This window comes from Rhodococcus sp. P-2 (genome assembly GCF_016598535.1).
In the GTDB taxonomy this organism is placed as follows: domain Bacteria; phylum Actinomycetota; class Actinomycetes; order Mycobacteriales; family Mycobacteriaceae; genus Rhodococcus_F; species Rhodococcus_F baikonurensis.
The window spans coordinates 2,203,148-2,218,611 of record NZ_CP066779.1; the positions used below are offsets into that span (position 1 = coordinate 2,203,148).

The window sequence follows — 15,464 nt, forward strand, 5'->3', positions numbered from 1 at the left end:
TTGAGCACCTCACCTACGGCCCCCACTGCGGCCCCCAAGACGCCCCCGCGACGACACTGGATCGTCGGAACGTTCCGCACCCCACTGGGAATCCTGGCCCTCACCTTCCTGACCGCTCTGATCGCCCTCGTCATCTTCGGACCGATGATCTGGGGTGACGCCGCCGTCGCAGCCAACCCGAAGGCGCTGTCTCAGGGACCGAGTTCCGAGCACATCTTCGGCACCGACGCCGGCGGGCGTGACGTCTTCGCCCGCACGATGACCGCCGCGAGACTGTCGGTGCTCATGGCTCTCGGAGCCGTCGCACTCGGTGTCACAATTGGCCTGATACTCGGTACGCTCCCGACGCTCGCTCCCCGCTGGGTCGGACGCATGGTCGTGGCATTCCTCAACTTCGCCATCGCATTCCCCGGACTGCTCCTCGCGATCTTCCTGTTGGTCGTTCTCGGACAGGGTGCGGGCAGCGCGGTGATCGCCATCGGTCTTGCCCTGGCCTCGCCGTTCGCGAGGTTGACGTACGCACTGGCTTCGTCGGTCAACGGACGCGATTTCATCGACGCAGCACGCATCCTCGGGGTCACCAAGCCCGGGTTGCTGTTCCGCCACATTCTCCCCAATATCCGTGAACCACTCATCGTCAATGCCAGCATCGCTGTCGGCAGCGGCCTCGTGGTCTTCGCCGGACTCTCGTTCCTCGGCTTGGGCATTCAGCCGCCTGCATTCGACTGGGGCCGGATGCTCAACGAAGGTCTGTCGAAGATCTTCGTCAACCCGGCCACCGCACTTGCCCCCGGCATCGCCGTCGTGCTCGCCGGCTTGACCTTCACGCTGCTCGGCGAGGCCATTGCTCGCGGCTCGGGAGTTCGCAGCCCGATCAGCAGTCGCCTACCGAAGTGGAAGCCGATCAACCGGAAAACTGCCCAGGCCGATTCGGTACCCAGCGACGAGGACGCAGTTCTCACCGTCCGCAACATGTCCGTCGCAGTCCCCGCGGGTGACGACTGGCGTCGCCCCGTCGACAACATCAGTTTTACAGTTCATCGCGGCGAAACCGTGGGCATCGTCGGTGAATCCGGCTCCGGAAAGTCACTGAGTTGCATGGCAATCGCGCAGCTGACCGACCACCCCACCGTGGTCGACGCCGGGCTCATCGAGTTCGACGGCACCGTGCTGATGAAGGACGGGAAGCGGCCGGACAACGCGGCTTCGCGCAAGGTTGCCCGCCAACTCGGCACACGTATGGCGATGGTGTTCCAGGATCCGATGTCGTCCATGAATCCGTCTCTCAAGGTCGGATACCAGGTCGCCGAGATCGGTTGGCTCCACGAAGGTATGAGCAAGGCCGACGCGAAGAAGGCGGCAGTCGAGCGACTGAACGCCGTCAAGATCCCCGACGCGCCCAGGCGTGCGAAGCAGTACCCCCACGAGTTCTCCGGCGGTATGCGTCAGCGCGCGATGATCGCCATGGGTCTGATGGGCAAGCCCGCTCTGATCATCGCGGACGAACCCACCACCGCGCTCGACGTGACCGTTCAGCGTGAGGTCCTCGGGCTGCTCCACGAGGTTCGCGAAGAAACCGGTGCCGCAATCCTTCTCATCTCGCACGACATGGCCGTCATCACCGGCATGTGCACCCGTGTCCTGGTCATGTTTGCCGGCGAAATCGTCGAAGACATCGCAGTCGACGATCTGATTGCCGGTCGTGCAAAGCATCCGTACACCCGCGCGCTGATCGCCGCGGTCCCCACCATGAGCACAGATCGCGACAAGCCGCTTGCCACCGTTGACGAAGCCTGGCAGGTGGAGAGCCTCGACGCCGAGGAGAGCACCGCCGACATCGAGTTGGAAGAACTGTTGGCTGTTGCAGAGGAGATCCGATGAGCAGGCTCGAATTCCGTGACGTCAACGTCCACCTCGGTAGCGGTTCGAAAAAATTCCACGCCGTCAAGAACATCAATCTCGACATCCCCTCCGGATCGGTGGTCGGGCTCGTCGGTGAATCGGGTTCCGGAAAGTCGACTCTGGCGCGAGCAACTGTCGGCCTGGCCGAGCCCAGTTCCGGCCAGATCCTTCTCGACGGTGTGGACGTCGCTCACGCCCGCGGCGCGACGGCTCGTCTGCGCCACCGGATCCAGATGGTCTTCCAAGATCCGTACTCGTGCCTCGACCCACGAATGACCATCGGCCAGTCACTCGCCGAGGCTCTGCGGTCCACCGAGCGTCGTGACAAAGCTCGCCGCAGCCGCGGCGACCGCGCTGCCGAGGTGGCTCGACTCCTCACCACCGTCCAACTTCCGGTGGAGAAGGCGCACGAATACCCGTCGTCGTTGTCTGGTGGTCAGCGCCAACGCGTTGCCCTCGCACGGGCATTGGCAGCCGCACCGGCAGTTCTGCTTGCCGACGAAATCACCTCTGCACTCGACGTATCCGTACAGGGCGCGGTTCTGAATCTCTTGGTGGATCTGCAGAAGCAACTAGGTCTGACAGTTCTGTTCGTCAGTCACAACCTTGCGGTGATCCGCTATGTCTGTGACCACGTCGCAGTCATGCTCGGCGGCGAGATCGTCGAACACGGGCCGGTTCTCGACGTGATCGATTCGCCCAAGGAGCCGTACACGGCAAAGCTGTTGTCCGCGATCCCGACCTTCGGGGAGCCGATGTTCCAATGACAACACCGACTACTCTCGAATCCCCTGCTGCCGTACCCCGTGCCGAAGAACGTCGTTCGGCACGAATCCACGATTACGCATCAGTGGTCACACCAACCGGCATCGCTGTATCGGCGTCGGGACGCATTGCATACGTACGTACGGAGTCGAACCCGGGCGCAGATACCAACGAGCACTCGATCTGGTTGGCTTCCCCGCAACTACAGCTCACGGTAGGTCCTGCCGACACCTCGCCGGCGTGGCATCCCGTTTCCACGCTGTTGGTCTTCGTGCGGCCGGATTCCTCGGGCACACCACAACTGTGGAAGATCGATGCCGGCGGTGGGCCCGCCGTTCAGATGACCACCGCGGAACAACTCCCGCTCGGTGCTGGGGCACCGGTGTTCTCTCCCGACGGCGCTCGAATCGCCTTCAGTGCTCCGGTCGACCGCACTGCCGCCGGATCGTCACACCTCTTGGTGGCGAAACGCCTCAACTACAAGGTCGACGGATCCGGTGTCCGGGGCAGCGTTCGGGCGCACCTGTTCGAGTTCGATCTGGCCGCCGGGTCGCTACGGCAACTGACGGACGGCGATTGGGACGCTTCGCATCCCGCGTACAGTCCCGACGGCACCGAACTTGCTTTCACCGCAGCGATGGACGGCGACGCCGATCTGACGCGGGCGAGTTCCGCCTGGACCGTGTCGCTGACTGATCTCGCCGCCGCTCCGCGGATGTTGGGGCACGCACGCGGGATCGCCGGACCACTTGCGTGGACGCCGGCCGGCGACGCCGTCGTAGCAGTCGGATGGCACACGCCGATCATTCACAACAGCGAACTTCTCGTCCTGCATCGCGACCAGCGAATGGAAGACCGCAGCCTGACGTCCGAACTCGACCGAAACGTCATGCCTGGCGGGACCGGTTATCCCGGTGGCGCACCGAGTTTCACCGCGGACGGCAACATCGTCTTCTGCATCCGCAACCACGGCTCCACCGAACTGCACAAGGTGGATTTCGGATCAGGCTCCGTCTCACCACTTCTCATCGGAGAGCAGACAGTGGTCTCCGGCCTGGCCTTGGTATCCGGGCGGGCCGTCGTCGCGCTGGCAACGGCGACGTCCTTCGGTGAGGTCGCCGTCATCGATCTCGAGACTCGCGCCGTCGAGATCGTCACCGAATTGAACACGGAACTGACAACTTCCGTCGCGTTTCCCGTCGCCACCGAGCGTTGGTTCGACATCAGCGACGGCACCCGAGTTCAGGGTTGGATCCTGCGCGACCCGAACCTCACGGGCACCGGACCACTGGTCCTGGACGTCCATGGTGGGCCGCATAATGCCTGGACCGGTACCCCCACCCTCATGCACGCGTACCACGCGGAATTGGTTGCGCTCGGATACACGGTCTTGATGATCAATCCGCGTGGAAGTGACGGCTACGGAAACGACTTCTTCGACGGTGTGCGGGACGGCTGGGGCGAGGCGGATCGTGCAGACCTGCTCGAACCGGTCGAAACCCTTGTCGCCGAAGGGGTAGCCGATCCGAAGCAACTGGTGCTCACGGGCTACAGCTATGGCGGATTCATGACGTGCGCCCTGACGTCCGTCACCGATCGGTTTGCCGTCGCAGTCGCCGGTGGCCTCGTTTGCGACATCGCGAATACGGCCGGCCCCTCGGACGAGGGCATTTTGCTACAGACGATCGAATTCGACCCGCAGTCATCTCGGGTACAGGAACTTTCGCCGCTGGGGCGAGTCTCCCAGGTGACGACACCGACGCTGATTCTTCACGGCGGCAGCGACGTCCGCTGCCCGGTCAACCAGGCAGAACAGTGGTTCGGTGGACTGCGTTTGGCCGGCACCCCGACCGAGCTGGTGGTCTTCCCGGACGCGTCGCATGCCTTCGTGCTGACGGGTCGGCCGTCCCACCGTCTGGGCTACAGCACTCGTCTCGTCGACTGGATCGAACGCCACCTCTCCCCTACGCCGGCACTGACCACGGTCGATCCCGACTACTGGCAGTACCGACTCGACACCCTGAGTGCGAAATACGGGGTACCTGGTGCCTCGCTGGGAATTCTGACCACTACCCGCAGCGGTTTCGACCGCACCGTGGTCACGTCCGGTGTGGTCAGCACCCGCACGGGGGTCGCGGCGACTCCCGACACGTTGTTCCAGATGGGTTCGATCAGCAAGGTCTGGACGGCCACGCTGATCATGCAACTCGTGGAGGAAGGGTTGCTCGACCTCGATGCACCTGTTCGGAACATACTGCCGGACTTCGCAGTCGACGATGCGGTAGCCACTGCAACAGTCACGACGCGTCAACTGTTGACTCACACCAGCGGCATCGACGGTGACGTCTTCATCGATGGCGGCCGCGGCGACGACTGCGTCGAGCGTTACGTTGCTGCCCTGAAGTCGACGGTGCAACTCTTCGCACCCGGCACCGATTGGTCGTACTGCAACACCGGCTTCGTGATCGCCGGACGAATCATCGAGGTTCTCCGAGGCAAGAGTTGGGATGCGGTTCTGCGCGAGCGAATCATCGAGCCGCTCGGCCTGGCCAAGACCACGACCCTGCCTGAGGAGACGGCGCTGCACCGCGCTGCAGTCGGGCACGTCGGCGGTGGCGACAATCTCGCGCAGACACCACAATTCCTCATCCCTCGCTCGATGGGCCCGGCCGGCCTCATCAACAGCACAGCCGAAGATCTACTCCTGTTCGCGCAGGATTCGATGCGCGAGGATCCGATTCTGCTTCAGCGTTCCACTCATCTGGCGATGCTCGAGGAGCGCCGCCAGATCGGTGACGTGTCGTCTGCAGACATCATGGGAACCACGTGGCTACTGCACAATTGGGACGGAGTGCTGGCACATGGCCACAACGGCGGAACTCTCGGACAGCAGTCCTTCTTGAGGGTGGTCCCCTCCTGCGGCATTGCCGTAGTCCTGATGGCCAACGGCGGTGCGATGGACGCACTCTCGGGCGACCTTCTCGCCGAAGTGATCGGTTCCATCGGCGGCGTCGCCGTGACACCGGCATTTTCGCCTGGAGACCCTCACACCCGCACCACATCCTCACCTGAGGAACTCGATGCACTGTGCGGTCTGTACCGCGATGCTGCAGCCGATTTCGTCCTGGAGAGGACCGGCGATTCCCTGACCGCCCGCCGCACCGATCACATCGACCCTTCGATCAACGCCGAAAGCGCAGAGTCCATCTCTCTCAGCCTGATCGAAGTTCACCCTGGAGTATTCGCGACCCAACTACCGCAATCAGCGGGTTGGATCCGGATCACTTTCTCCGACACCGGGAGTACACAATTGCTACACGTCGGAAGCCGCGCGTATCCGCGAGTGAACAACCGATGACCATTCTCCGCGATCTGGCCGAGCGCCAACTTCCTCAGATCCTCGAGGATGCCATCGCGCTCATCGAAGTCGAGTCGCCGTCGCACGATCTCGAAGCTGTTGCACGCAGCGCGAAATGGACGTCAGACCTTGTCCACGAACGACTCGGCGTAACACCGGAGTCCATAGTGACGGAAGGCCGTACCCACCTGGTGACCCGCTTCGGCGATTCCCCGACGCGGTTGATGCTCCTCGGTCATCACGACACCGTGTGGCCCATCGGCACCCTGACGCGCCTACCCGCAGCGGTGACCGACGGAGCCCTTCGGGGCCCGGGGGGTCTCGACATGAAACTTGGTGTCGTTCAGGCAATTCACGCCCTTTCGATCGTCCGGGAGTTGCACGGCGACGATGCACTCGACGGAATCACACTCCTGGTCACCGGTGACGAAGAAATCGGTTCACCCACGTCGCGAACCCTCATCGAGGAACTTGCCGCAGGCGCGGTGCTCGTCCTCGAAGCCGGCGGCGACGGTGGCGAACTCAAGACCGTCCGCAAGGGAGTGTCGCTGTATCGGATCCATGTTGCCGGTCGCGCAGCGCACGCCGGGTTGGAGCCGGAAAAGGGCATCAACTCCGCAGTCGAACTGGCTCGCCTCGTGATCGCGATCAACGACTTGTCCTCGCCGGCGCAGGCAACCACTGTCACCCCGACCGTCATTTCAGCCGGAACCACAACCAACACCGTTCCGGCAGAAGCCTTTGTCGACGTGGACGTACGCGCAACCAGCGCTGCCGAGCAGGAGCGCGTCGATTCGAACATCCGAGCCCTGCAGGCAATCCACCCCGAAGCCGTAGTCACGGTCTCGGGTGGCGTCAACCGTCCACCTCTCGAAGCGACGATGTCCGCACCGTTGCTGGCGTTGGCGGAACGCGTTGCGCTCGAGCATGATCTGACTCCTCCCGTCGGACTCGCCGTCGGCGGAGCCTCGGACGGAAACTTCACTGCCGGCATCGGCATCCCCACCCTCGACGGCCTCGGTGGCGTCGGCGGCGGTGCACACGCCGAGACCGAGCATGCGCTCGTGTCCGCTATCGCCCCGAGAACGGCGTTGGTTGCGGGCCTTATTCGTTCGATCACGTCTGAAGGGGGCCCTCGTGTCGAAAAGCAAAGCGGTTGAGTTTCGAGAACTGGTCGACACCCGCGAAATAGCTGATCTGTCTGCCGTTTTCGACGAGATCTGGGCTACAAGTCCCGGACCGGCTCATTTCGGAACGGCGATGTTGGTTGCGCTTCACCACGGTGGTCATTACGTGGTGGGAGCCTTCTCTGAAGGCGAAATGATCGGAGGTTGCGTCGGATTCTTCGTCGAGCCTCTCGGCGAGGTCCTGCACTCACACATCGCCGGAGTTCTACCCGGGCATGCAGGCAAGGGAATCGGCCGCGCCCTCAAGCATCATCAGCGTGACTGGTGCATCGAGCGCGGCGTCAGGACGATTCGGTGGACCTTCGATCCACTCGTCGCACGAAATGCCTACTTCAACATCCAGCGTCTCGGTGCCGAACCCGCCGAATACAACCCGGATTTCTACGGATCGATGGCAGACGGCATCAATGCCGGCGACGCCAGCGACCGCATGCTGGTCAGCTGGGATCTCGACGCCGACGGAGCTCCGAGTTCTTCTGTGGCCGTTGATGATACATTCAAGGTGCTCCAACCCACCGAGGACGGGACGCCTCGGATGCTCCCGATCCCACCCGACTGCGTCGACATCGCGGTCGGAATACCCAGAGACATAGAGCATCTGAGAACCGTCGACCGCGCTTCTGCCTTCGCCTGGCGACACGCGCTTCGCGAGTACCTCGAACCACTGATCGCCTCGAAGGAATGGCAATCGACCGGCTTCGACCCCAGCGGCTATTACATGTTCACGAAAATCTGCGAGACAACCGGAGAAGAGCAAGTCCATGCACATTGAGTCCGTCGAATTGCGCGAACTGCGCATCCCTCTCGTCTCCCCCTTCACCACGTCGTTCAGCACCCAACTCGAGCGCAACACCCTCGTCCTGAAGGTGAGTGGCACCACCGACGGCCCCAATGGCCCGGTGGAGACTGTCGGCTGGGGCGAGTGCGGCTCGCTGAGCGATCCGTACTACAACTCGGAGTACACCGCCGGTGCGCGCGCGATGCTTCGCGAGTATCTCGTTCCGACGCTGCGTAAGTCGCAGTCGGATCAGCCGCTCACCGCCGAGACCGTCGGCAGCGCGCTTCACCACATCGTGGGTCACCAGATGTCCAAGTCTGCCATCGAAATGGCAATCCTCGACGCCGAATTGCGCGCTCGTGGACAATCTTTCGCTCGATACCTCGGTGCAACGCGCACACGAGTTCCCTCGGGAGTATCCGTCGGCATCCAGGACAGCATTCCGCAGTTGCTCGAGACCGTCGGCAACTATCTGTCGCAGGGATACGTGCGAATCAAACTGAAGATCAAGCCGGGCTGGGACATCGCTCCCGTGGCGGCGGTGCGCAAGGAGTTCGGCTACGACGTGCCCCTACAGGTCGATGCGAACGCCGCGTACACCCTCGTCGACGCACAGTTGCTGCGTCGCCTGGACGAATTTGCACTGCTCCTCATCGAACAGCCGCTGGCCGAGGACGATTTGGTGCAGCACGCCAAGCTCGCCCAGTCTCTCTCGACTCCGATCTGCCTCGACGAGTCGGTCGAGTCGGCCAAGGATGCAGCGGATGCCATCACGCTCGGTGCCGCTTCGGTCATCAACATCAAGCCGAGCCGTGTCGGTGGATACCTGGAAGCCAAGCGGATCCATGATCTCGCCTCGGCGCACGGTATCGCGGTGTGGTGCGGCGGGATGCTCGAGACCGGAATCGGACGCGCCGCCAACGCCGCACTCGCAGCACTGGACGGCTTCACACTGCCCGGTGACATCTCGGCGTCCGATCGCTTCTACAAGGAAGACATCACCGAACCGTTTGTCATCGAGGACGGCCACATCTCCGTGCCGCAGGGACCGGGCTTCGGTGTGACTCCGCGTGAAGACGTCATGGAGCGCTTCACCGTCGGAACCGAGATTCTGTAGGTTCCCGGCGTCAGCTGCAGTCACCTCCACCTCACCCGGTGGAGGTGACTGTTCGTCGTTTGTGTCGGTAGCTCGGTGCATAGTGATTCGGACATGACGTACTGCACCGAAAGGCCCCCGATGAGTAGCTGGTCCGATCGCCCGATCTGCGCGTTCGACCTCGAAACCACGGGACGGAATCCGTCGACCGCCCGCATCGTCAGTGCCTGCGTCGCGGTGATCGACGGTGCGAAGGTCGAAACACGCACGTGGCTACTCGATCCCGGCGTCGACATCCCCGCCGGTGCCTCGGCCATTCACGGCATCAGCACCGAGTACGCGGCGCAACACGGCCAGAACTACTCCGAGGGCTACGAAGAGATTCGCGAGGCTCTGCACAATTCCTGGGCGCGCGATCACGCCGTCGTAGCGTTCAACGCCTCCTACGATCTGACGGTCATGCATGCCGAAGGTCTGCGCATCGGTAAGCCCGCCTTCGTTCCGGGGTTGGTCATCGATCCGTACGTGATCGATCGCGCGATGGACACGTTCCGCAAGGGCAAACGAACGCTCGCAGCCGTGTGCGAGCACTACGGGATTTCCCTCGAGTCTGCCCACGAAGCCGAGGCCGATGCCAAAGCAGCGGCGGCGTTGGCCCGCGAGCTCGCCGTACGGTTCCCCGACATCCTGGGGCTCGATCTCATGGTCGATCAGGCCGATTGGCATGCCGAGCGGCAACGCGAATTCGCCGAGTACCTACTCACCCAAGGGAGGGACGTGGCAGATGTGAACGGCCAGTGGCCGATTCGCATCATCGCCTGACGCCCTCCCCGGCTCGGACGGTCGCGCGCGCTACTGCGGGACCGGCGGCCACACCGGCGCAATGGACCACGGACGCGCCGTTTCGAGTTGCGACGCAACCTGAATCAGCAAATCTTCACGCCCGAACGCGCCGACCAACTGCACGCCGATCGGCACACCGGCCGAGTCATGACCCATCGGCAAGGAAATCGCAGGCTGACCGGAACTGTTGAACGGACTGGTCAAGCCGCTGTATCCGGCCGAATGCTCCCAGATCGACATGGGATTTGCCATATCGAGCAGTCCGAGCGGAGCTGCCGGCCGAGCCATCGTCGGAGTCAGCAGCAGATCGTGATCGACAAAGAACGCACCGATCACCTGGGCAGCCCGCTCGAGTTCCTGCAATGCCTTGACGACGTTCGTCGCACTTTCGGACTTCGCGCGGTCGTAGATCATCCGAGCCATCGGCTCGAGGTCGTCGTCGCGGATTGCGCGGTTCAGTGTCTCCAGCCGTTCATCGACCTCGATCGTCATCGGAATGCCCATCAACACGGAAAGTCCGGCAGTAAGGGCATCGAGTGGAAAGTTCGGGGCGCCCTCGGTGACATCGTGACCGAGTTCTTCGAGCAGGCCGGCAACACTGGTTGTGACGGCCGCGCACTCCGGGTCCACCGGGGTGCCGTCCGGCAGCACGTTGCTCAGACCAATCCGCAACCGTCCGGGATCCGCACCCACTTCCTCGATGTAGGGCCGCCTCGGCGCCAGGATCACGTAAGGATCGCCCACTGTCGGCCCGGCGGACAGATCGAGAAGCAGCGCAGTGTCGCGGACACTTCGGGTGAGTGCGTGATGAACACTCATCGGCGAGGAGAACAGCGTGCGCGCCGGTGCCGTCGGAGTGCGTCCGCGGCTGGGCTTGAGGCCTACCAAGCCACAGGCCGATGCGGGAATACGGATCGATCCACCGCCGTCACTGGCATGGCCGCCGGGCACGATCCCGACGGCAACCGCTACAGCCGTGCCACCCGAAGATCCGCCGGGTGAACGATCGAGGGCGTATGGGTTGCGGGTGGGCCCGAACAGCGCAGGTTCGGTACTCGCGTTCTTACCGAACTCCGGGGTGTTCGTCTTGCCGATGACAACCAGACCGGCCTCACGGTATCGCTCCACGAGCGTCGAATCTTTTTCTGCCACAGCGTCGGCGAACAATCGAGATCCGTTGGTGCTCGGCAATCCTGCGACGTCCAAGCCCAGGTCTTTGATCACGAACGGGACGCCGTGCAATGGACCTTCCGGCAGGCCGTTCGATACTTCGTTGCGCGCTTCCTCGCGACGCTCACTGATCACCGCATTGACTGCAGGGTTGCGCTCGTCGAGTCTGTCCAGGCTGAACTCGAGGACTTCCTTGGCTGAGACGTCACCGCTCTTGATCGCTTCGGCAAGGCCGGTCATGTCGTTGTTGTCGAACAAATCCTGCATCGATGCCCTCATCACTCGTGTAGAACTCTGCCGATAGTGAGGTCCGTCATATCAACCGGGACGGCGACGCAGTTCCGAAATTCCGCTTGGCGGGACCGATCAGAGAATCAAGCCCTCACAGAATCAAACCCTGCCGCCGCGCTTCCACAACAGCTTCGTGACGACTGCGGACATCGAGCTTTCCCATCAGATTCCGCATGTACGTCTTGATCGTTTCGACGCTCAACGACAACCTCTCGGCTATCTCGGCGTTGCGCAGTCCGAGAGCGACGTAGCCCATCACCTCCCGCTCGCGTGGCGACAGGACGACACTGTTCACAGCTGGAGTGTTCGTCGAAGGCTTCGGCGACACCAAAGCACGCAGCTTGGCCTCGACGGCATGGACCTGTGCGCTGAGAGCAGTGTCCTCGAGGTTCGCCGCGATCTCGCCGAGCGCCAGAACGCTCTCGGTCAGCCCTTCGGATATCTGGGCGTCTCGGTTCGAACCATGTTCCACCGCAGCGGTATCGAGCATCGCCACCCGCCGATCCACCTCGTCGCGGATCTCGAATTCGCGGGCCAACGCGTACGACGATCGCATCATCGTCTCGGCAATCACGTCTCCGATCGGCAGGTTGGCACGCAGTCCTCCGTAGATCGCTCCGCGGGTAACCCCGCGTACGACGATCGGCACCGCCATCAAGGATTCGATCGCTTCGGTGCCCACTTCGTAGTCGTAGTCGTGAGTGATGTGCGACGAGTTCGCGTAGTCCTGGACCGCGCCCGGTCGTTGTTCTGCGATCGCCCGACCGCCGAGTCCGCATTCGGCGTCGATCCGAAGGTTTCGCAGGATGTTGCTGCGCGTGCCGACGTGACCGGTGATGGTCAGCGACCGGTGGCTGACGCAGCCGCCGAACAGAACCGGCAACTCGGTTCTGGGGTGCAGCCGACGCAGTTCGGCGCGCAACGCGTCGTCGTCGCTCGGTCTCAGTACCCTGCTCACTCTCACCTCCACGTACCCAATTCAGAGGGTAGCGGCACCTTCGGCTGGGCAATAGCGTGCATCCAGGCCATTTGTAGTGCCGATCACACTTATCGTGACACCAACCGTGTCACGTCGCCTTCGGAGGAACCGTGTCTGTCTCGACAGCTCTCGCAGCCAACAACACCCCGCTCAGTCCGCTGCGCTTTCTCGAGCGCAGCGCTGCGGTGTTCCCCGATCGCACCGCCGTAGTTCACGGCGACCGGACGTACACGTACCGAGAGTTCGGCGACGAGGTCGCCGCGCTGGCCCGCGTCCTACGTGAGCGCATTCAGCCCGGTGACCGCGTTGCATACCTGGCGCCGAACGTTCCCGAGATGCTGTTCGCGCATTTTGCCGTCCCGCTCGCCGGTGGGGTCCTGATCGCCCTGAACTCGCGTCTCGCCGGACCTGAGCTCGAGTACATCCTCGATCATTCGGGAACCGCGATCCTGTTCGTCGACTCCGAATTCGTCGGCTCTGTCTCCTCGTCCAAGACAAACGTCGCAAGCCTTCGCGAGATCATCGAGATCCCGGACTCCACCGTGCCGTACCCGGAGGTCCCCGCCGGAATCGTCACCGGGCAGTACGCCGATCTGATTGCCGAAGCCGAAGCACTCGCCGATCAGCCATTGTACTGGGGCGTCGACGACGAGCAGCAGTGCATCGCCATCAACTACACCTCGGGCACCACCGGAAAACCCAAGGGCGTCATGTACTCCCACCGCGGGGCGTACCTGAACTCGCTCGGCGAGACCTTCCACAACGGCTTCGACGGATCGACGAAGTACCTGTGGACGCTGCCGATGTTCCACTGCAACGGGTGGTGCACGCCCTGGGCCGTCACCCAGGCCGCCGGCACACACATCTGCCTCCGTGCGGTCCGCGCCGACGCGATCTGGGATGCCATCGACAATCTGGGCGTGACACATCTGTGCGGCGCCCCCACCGTCTGCTCGACCATCGCGGATGCCGAGCAGGCCCACAAGGTCGACGCACTACGCATCACGACGGCCGGGGCTCCGCCGTCGCCGACGATCATCGGAAAACTCGAAGACATCGGCGTCACCGTCGTTCACGTCTACGGCCTCACCGAGGTGTACGGTCCGTACACGATCTGCGAGTACCAGGAAGCCTGGGACGACAAGCCGCAGTCCGAGCGCGCCGCACTGCTCTCCCGCCAGGGAGTCGGCATGGTGCAGGCCGAAAATGCCCGCGTTGTCGATGCCGAGATGAACGACGTTCCCGCCGACGGTCGGACGATGGGTGAGATCGTGCTCCGCGGCAACAACGTGATGCTCGGGTACTACCGAGACGAGACCGCGACCGCCGAAGCGTTTGCCGGTGGTTGGTTCCATTCCGGCGACCTCGGCGTCATGCATCCCGACGGTTACATTCAGCTCAAGGACCGCGCGAAGGACATCATCATCTCGGGCGGCGAGAACATTTCCACGGTCGAGGTGGAGCAGGCGATCATGAGTCACCCGGCCGTGGTCGACGTGGCAGTCGTCGGCGTCCCCGACGAGAAGTGGGGCGAGCGTCCGAAGGCATTCGTTGTGCTGGGCAAGGGATTGCAGGCTTCCGCAGAAGAGATCGTCGAGCACACCCGCACCTTGCTGGCCGGGTACAAGGTTCCCCGCGACATCGTCTTCCCGCTCGACCTTCCGCGCACCCCGACAGGCAAGGTTCTCAAGTTCGAACTGCGTGCGTCGAAGTAACTCTGCCGACGGGTCTCAGCGCACCGGAGAATATCGCCGGCGCAGATCGACAGGTTGTCCGTCCGAAGGGAAAGGCAACGACGTGAAGTCGAGCGGAGCGACGTAATCTGCGTCGACGTTCCAGTCGAAGCGCGTGAGGAGGTGGTGCATGATCGCCTTGATCTCGGCGCCGGCGAAGTGCATCCCCAGACATTTGTGCACTCCACCGCCGAACGGCTCCCACGCGTACCGATGAACCTTGTCTTCGCGTCGATTCTCGGCGAAACGCTCGGGATCGAAACGCTCGGGATCGGGCCAGTACTGCGCCATGTGGTGTGTGAAGTGAGGGGCGACGGAAACATACGTTCCCGCAGGCACGAAGTGACCGCGTACTCGAGTGTCGCGGACCGCTCGCCGCGCCATGACCGGTACGGGCGAGACGAGTCGGAGGCATTCCTTCATCACCAGGTCAAGGCTGCTCAGGCCGTCCAGATCTGCATAACTCGGCGTCGAGGTCGCCAGGGCGAGCGACTCGGCGCGGCACCTGTCCTGCCACTTCGGGTGTTGCCCCAGGTACTGCATCATCGTGGACAGGGTGATCGTCGAAGTGTCGTGTGCGGCCATCAGGAGAAAGATCATGTGATCGATCACTTCGTCGTCGCTGAAGCGTTGTCCCGCTTCGGATTCGATGTGACAGAGCACGGAGAAGAGGTCGTCGGTTTCGAGATTTCGACGCGCCGGCAGGTACCGACGGAAGAACTCTTCGAGAACCCGCCGGCCGTCCAGGCCGCGCTTCCATCGCGTCCCCGGCACCGGGTAGCGAATCAGAGAGGTTGCTGCCTGGACACAATCGACGAAAGCCTTCTTCACCGAGGATATTTCACTCTCGGTGCTTCCTTCCACCCCGCCCATGAAGATGTCGGTCGCGAGATCGAGGGTCAGTGTCTTCAATGCCGTGTAGGCACGGAATTCGTCAGTGGGCGACCACGCGTCGAGCGCCGAGTCGATTGCGGGATTGAGAGCGTCGACAGACTTCTCGATCCGTGTCCGGGTGAACGCCTGCTGCATGATTCGACGGTGTCGTAGATGTTCCTCCGAATCGAGCAGCATCAGCCCGCCGTGAAAGAAGGGGCCGATAAGTACCGACCAGCCGTCGCTGTTGACGAATGCCCGATCCTTGTTCTGCAGCACCTCCTGACACGCGTCAGGCCCGAGTACAGCGATCCATTTCCGACCGACCATCGAGAACCAGGACACCTCACCGAATCGATCCCAATTCTCTTGCATCAGAGCGAGCGGATCGCGAATGTAGGCGAGCGCGTGTCCGACCAGGGGCAGCCCGGAACGGCCCGAAATCGGTTGCAACTGCGAGTTCATGGGGGGACGAGCCAGGATCTTGGA

The 15,464-nt window shown here is 63.0% G+C and carries 11 protein-coding genes; 8 read left to right on the plus strand and 3 right to left on the minus strand.

The genetic code is table 11. The annotated features are described in order from the left end of the window. The 7 genes from I7X09_RS10445 (at position 1) to I7X09_RS10475 (ending at position 9,908) form a co-directional block, all read left to right on the plus strand. Entirely contained in the window at positions 1 to 1,881 is a 1,881-nt protein-coding gene (locus I7X09_RS10445) for a dipeptide/oligopeptide/nickel ABC transporter permease/ATP-binding protein (protein WP_234036876.1), read from the plus strand. Continuing rightward, positions 1,878 to 2,669, plus strand: coding sequence for an ABC transporter ATP-binding protein (locus tag I7X09_RS10450; RefSeq protein WP_003940215.1), 792 nt, complete (start codon positions 1,878 to 1,880; stop codon positions 2,667 to 2,669). Before I7X09_RS10445 ends, I7X09_RS10450 begins: the two co-directional genes overlap by 4 nt. Beyond that, positions 2,666 to 6,025, plus strand: coding sequence for a serine hydrolase (locus I7X09_RS10455; RefSeq protein ID WP_200316677.1), 3,360 nt, complete (start codon positions 2,666 to 2,668; stop codon positions 6,023 to 6,025). The genes I7X09_RS10450 and I7X09_RS10455 overlap by 4 nt, the downstream gene beginning before the upstream one ends. Further along, positions 6,022 to 7,185 carry a M20/M25/M40 family metallo-hydrolase gene (locus I7X09_RS10460; RefSeq protein ID WP_200316678.1) on the plus strand — a complete coding sequence of 388 codons (1,164 nt, stop codon included), beginning with the start codon at positions 6,022 to 6,024 and terminating at the stop codon, positions 7,183 to 7,185. Before I7X09_RS10455 ends, I7X09_RS10460 begins: the two co-directional genes overlap by 4 nt. Continuing rightward, entirely contained in the window at positions 7,163 to 7,984 is an 822-nt protein-coding gene (locus I7X09_RS10465; RefSeq protein ID WP_021345496.1) for a GNAT family N-acetyltransferase, read from the plus strand. Before I7X09_RS10460 ends, I7X09_RS10465 begins: the two co-directional genes overlap by 23 nt. Then, on the plus strand, positions 7,974 to 9,107 hold the full coding sequence (menC, locus tag I7X09_RS10470) for an o-succinylbenzoate synthase (RefSeq protein ID WP_200316680.1): 1,134 nt from the start codon (positions 7,974 to 7,976) through the stop codon (positions 9,105 to 9,107). Before I7X09_RS10465 ends, menC begins: the two co-directional genes overlap by 11 nt. Before the next feature lie 120 nt (positions 9,108 to 9,227). Next, on the plus strand, positions 9,228 to 9,908 hold the full coding sequence (locus I7X09_RS10475) for a 3'-5' exonuclease (RefSeq protein ID WP_200316682.1): 681 nt from the start codon (positions 9,228 to 9,230) through the stop codon (positions 9,906 to 9,908). 30 nt (positions 9,909 to 9,938) lie between these two features. On the opposite strand, the gene I7X09_RS10480 is transcribed toward I7X09_RS10475, so the two are convergent. Further along, positions 9,939 to 11,366 (minus strand): amidase, encoded by a 1,428-nt coding sequence (locus I7X09_RS10480; protein WP_200316684.1) that lies wholly within the window; start codon positions 11,364 to 11,366, stop codon positions 9,939 to 9,941. 115 nt (positions 11,367 to 11,481) lie between these two features. Next, positions 11,482 to 12,348: a helix-turn-helix transcriptional regulator gene (locus tag I7X09_RS10485; protein WP_200316686.1), complete on the minus strand. Its 867-nt coding sequence runs from the start codon at positions 12,346 to 12,348 to the stop codon at positions 11,482 to 11,484. Between the two features lie 131 nt (positions 12,349 to 12,479). On the opposite strand from I7X09_RS10485, the gene I7X09_RS10490 reads away from it, so the two are divergent. Then, positions 12,480 to 14,084 (plus strand): AMP-binding protein, encoded by a 1,605-nt coding sequence (locus tag I7X09_RS10490; protein ID WP_200316688.1) that lies wholly within the window; start codon positions 12,480 to 12,482, stop codon positions 14,082 to 14,084. Between the two features lie 15 nt (positions 14,085 to 14,099). Here the strand turns inward: I7X09_RS10490 and I7X09_RS10495 are convergent, their stop codons facing one another. Then, positions 14,100 to 15,440 (minus strand): cytochrome P450, encoded by a 1,341-nt coding sequence (locus I7X09_RS10495; RefSeq protein WP_200316690.1) that lies wholly within the window; start codon positions 15,438 to 15,440, stop codon positions 14,100 to 14,102. Between the last annotated feature and the right edge of the window lie 24 nt (positions 15,441 to 15,464).

Bases quoted from the DNA above. Each gene is read 5' to 3' on its own strand.
- I7X09_RS10475 (WP_200316682.1), top strand. From the start codon at position 9,228: ATGAGTAGCTGGTCCGATCGCCCGATCTGCGCGTTCGACCTCGAAACC.
- I7X09_RS10495 (WP_200316690.1), bottom strand. From the start codon at position 15,440: ATGAACTCGCAGTTGCAACCGATTTCGGGCCGTTCCGGGCTGCCCCTG.
- I7X09_RS10460 (WP_200316678.1), top strand. From the start codon at position 6,022: ATGACCATTCTCCGCGATCTGGCCGAGCGCCAACTTCCTCAGATCCTC.
- I7X09_RS10450 (WP_003940215.1), top strand. From the start codon at position 1,878: ATGAGCAGGCTCGAATTCCGTGACGTCAACGTCCACCTCGGTAGCGGT.
- I7X09_RS10480 (WP_200316684.1), bottom strand. From the start codon at position 11,366: ATGCAGGATTTGTTCGACAACAACGACATGACCGGCCTTGCCGAAGCG.
- I7X09_RS10455 (WP_200316677.1), top strand. From the start codon at position 2,666: ATGACAACACCGACTACTCTCGAATCCCCTGCTGCCGTACCCCGTGCC.
- menC (WP_200316680.1), top strand. From the start codon at position 7,974: ATGCACATTGAGTCCGTCGAATTGCGCGAACTGCGCATCCCTCTCGTC.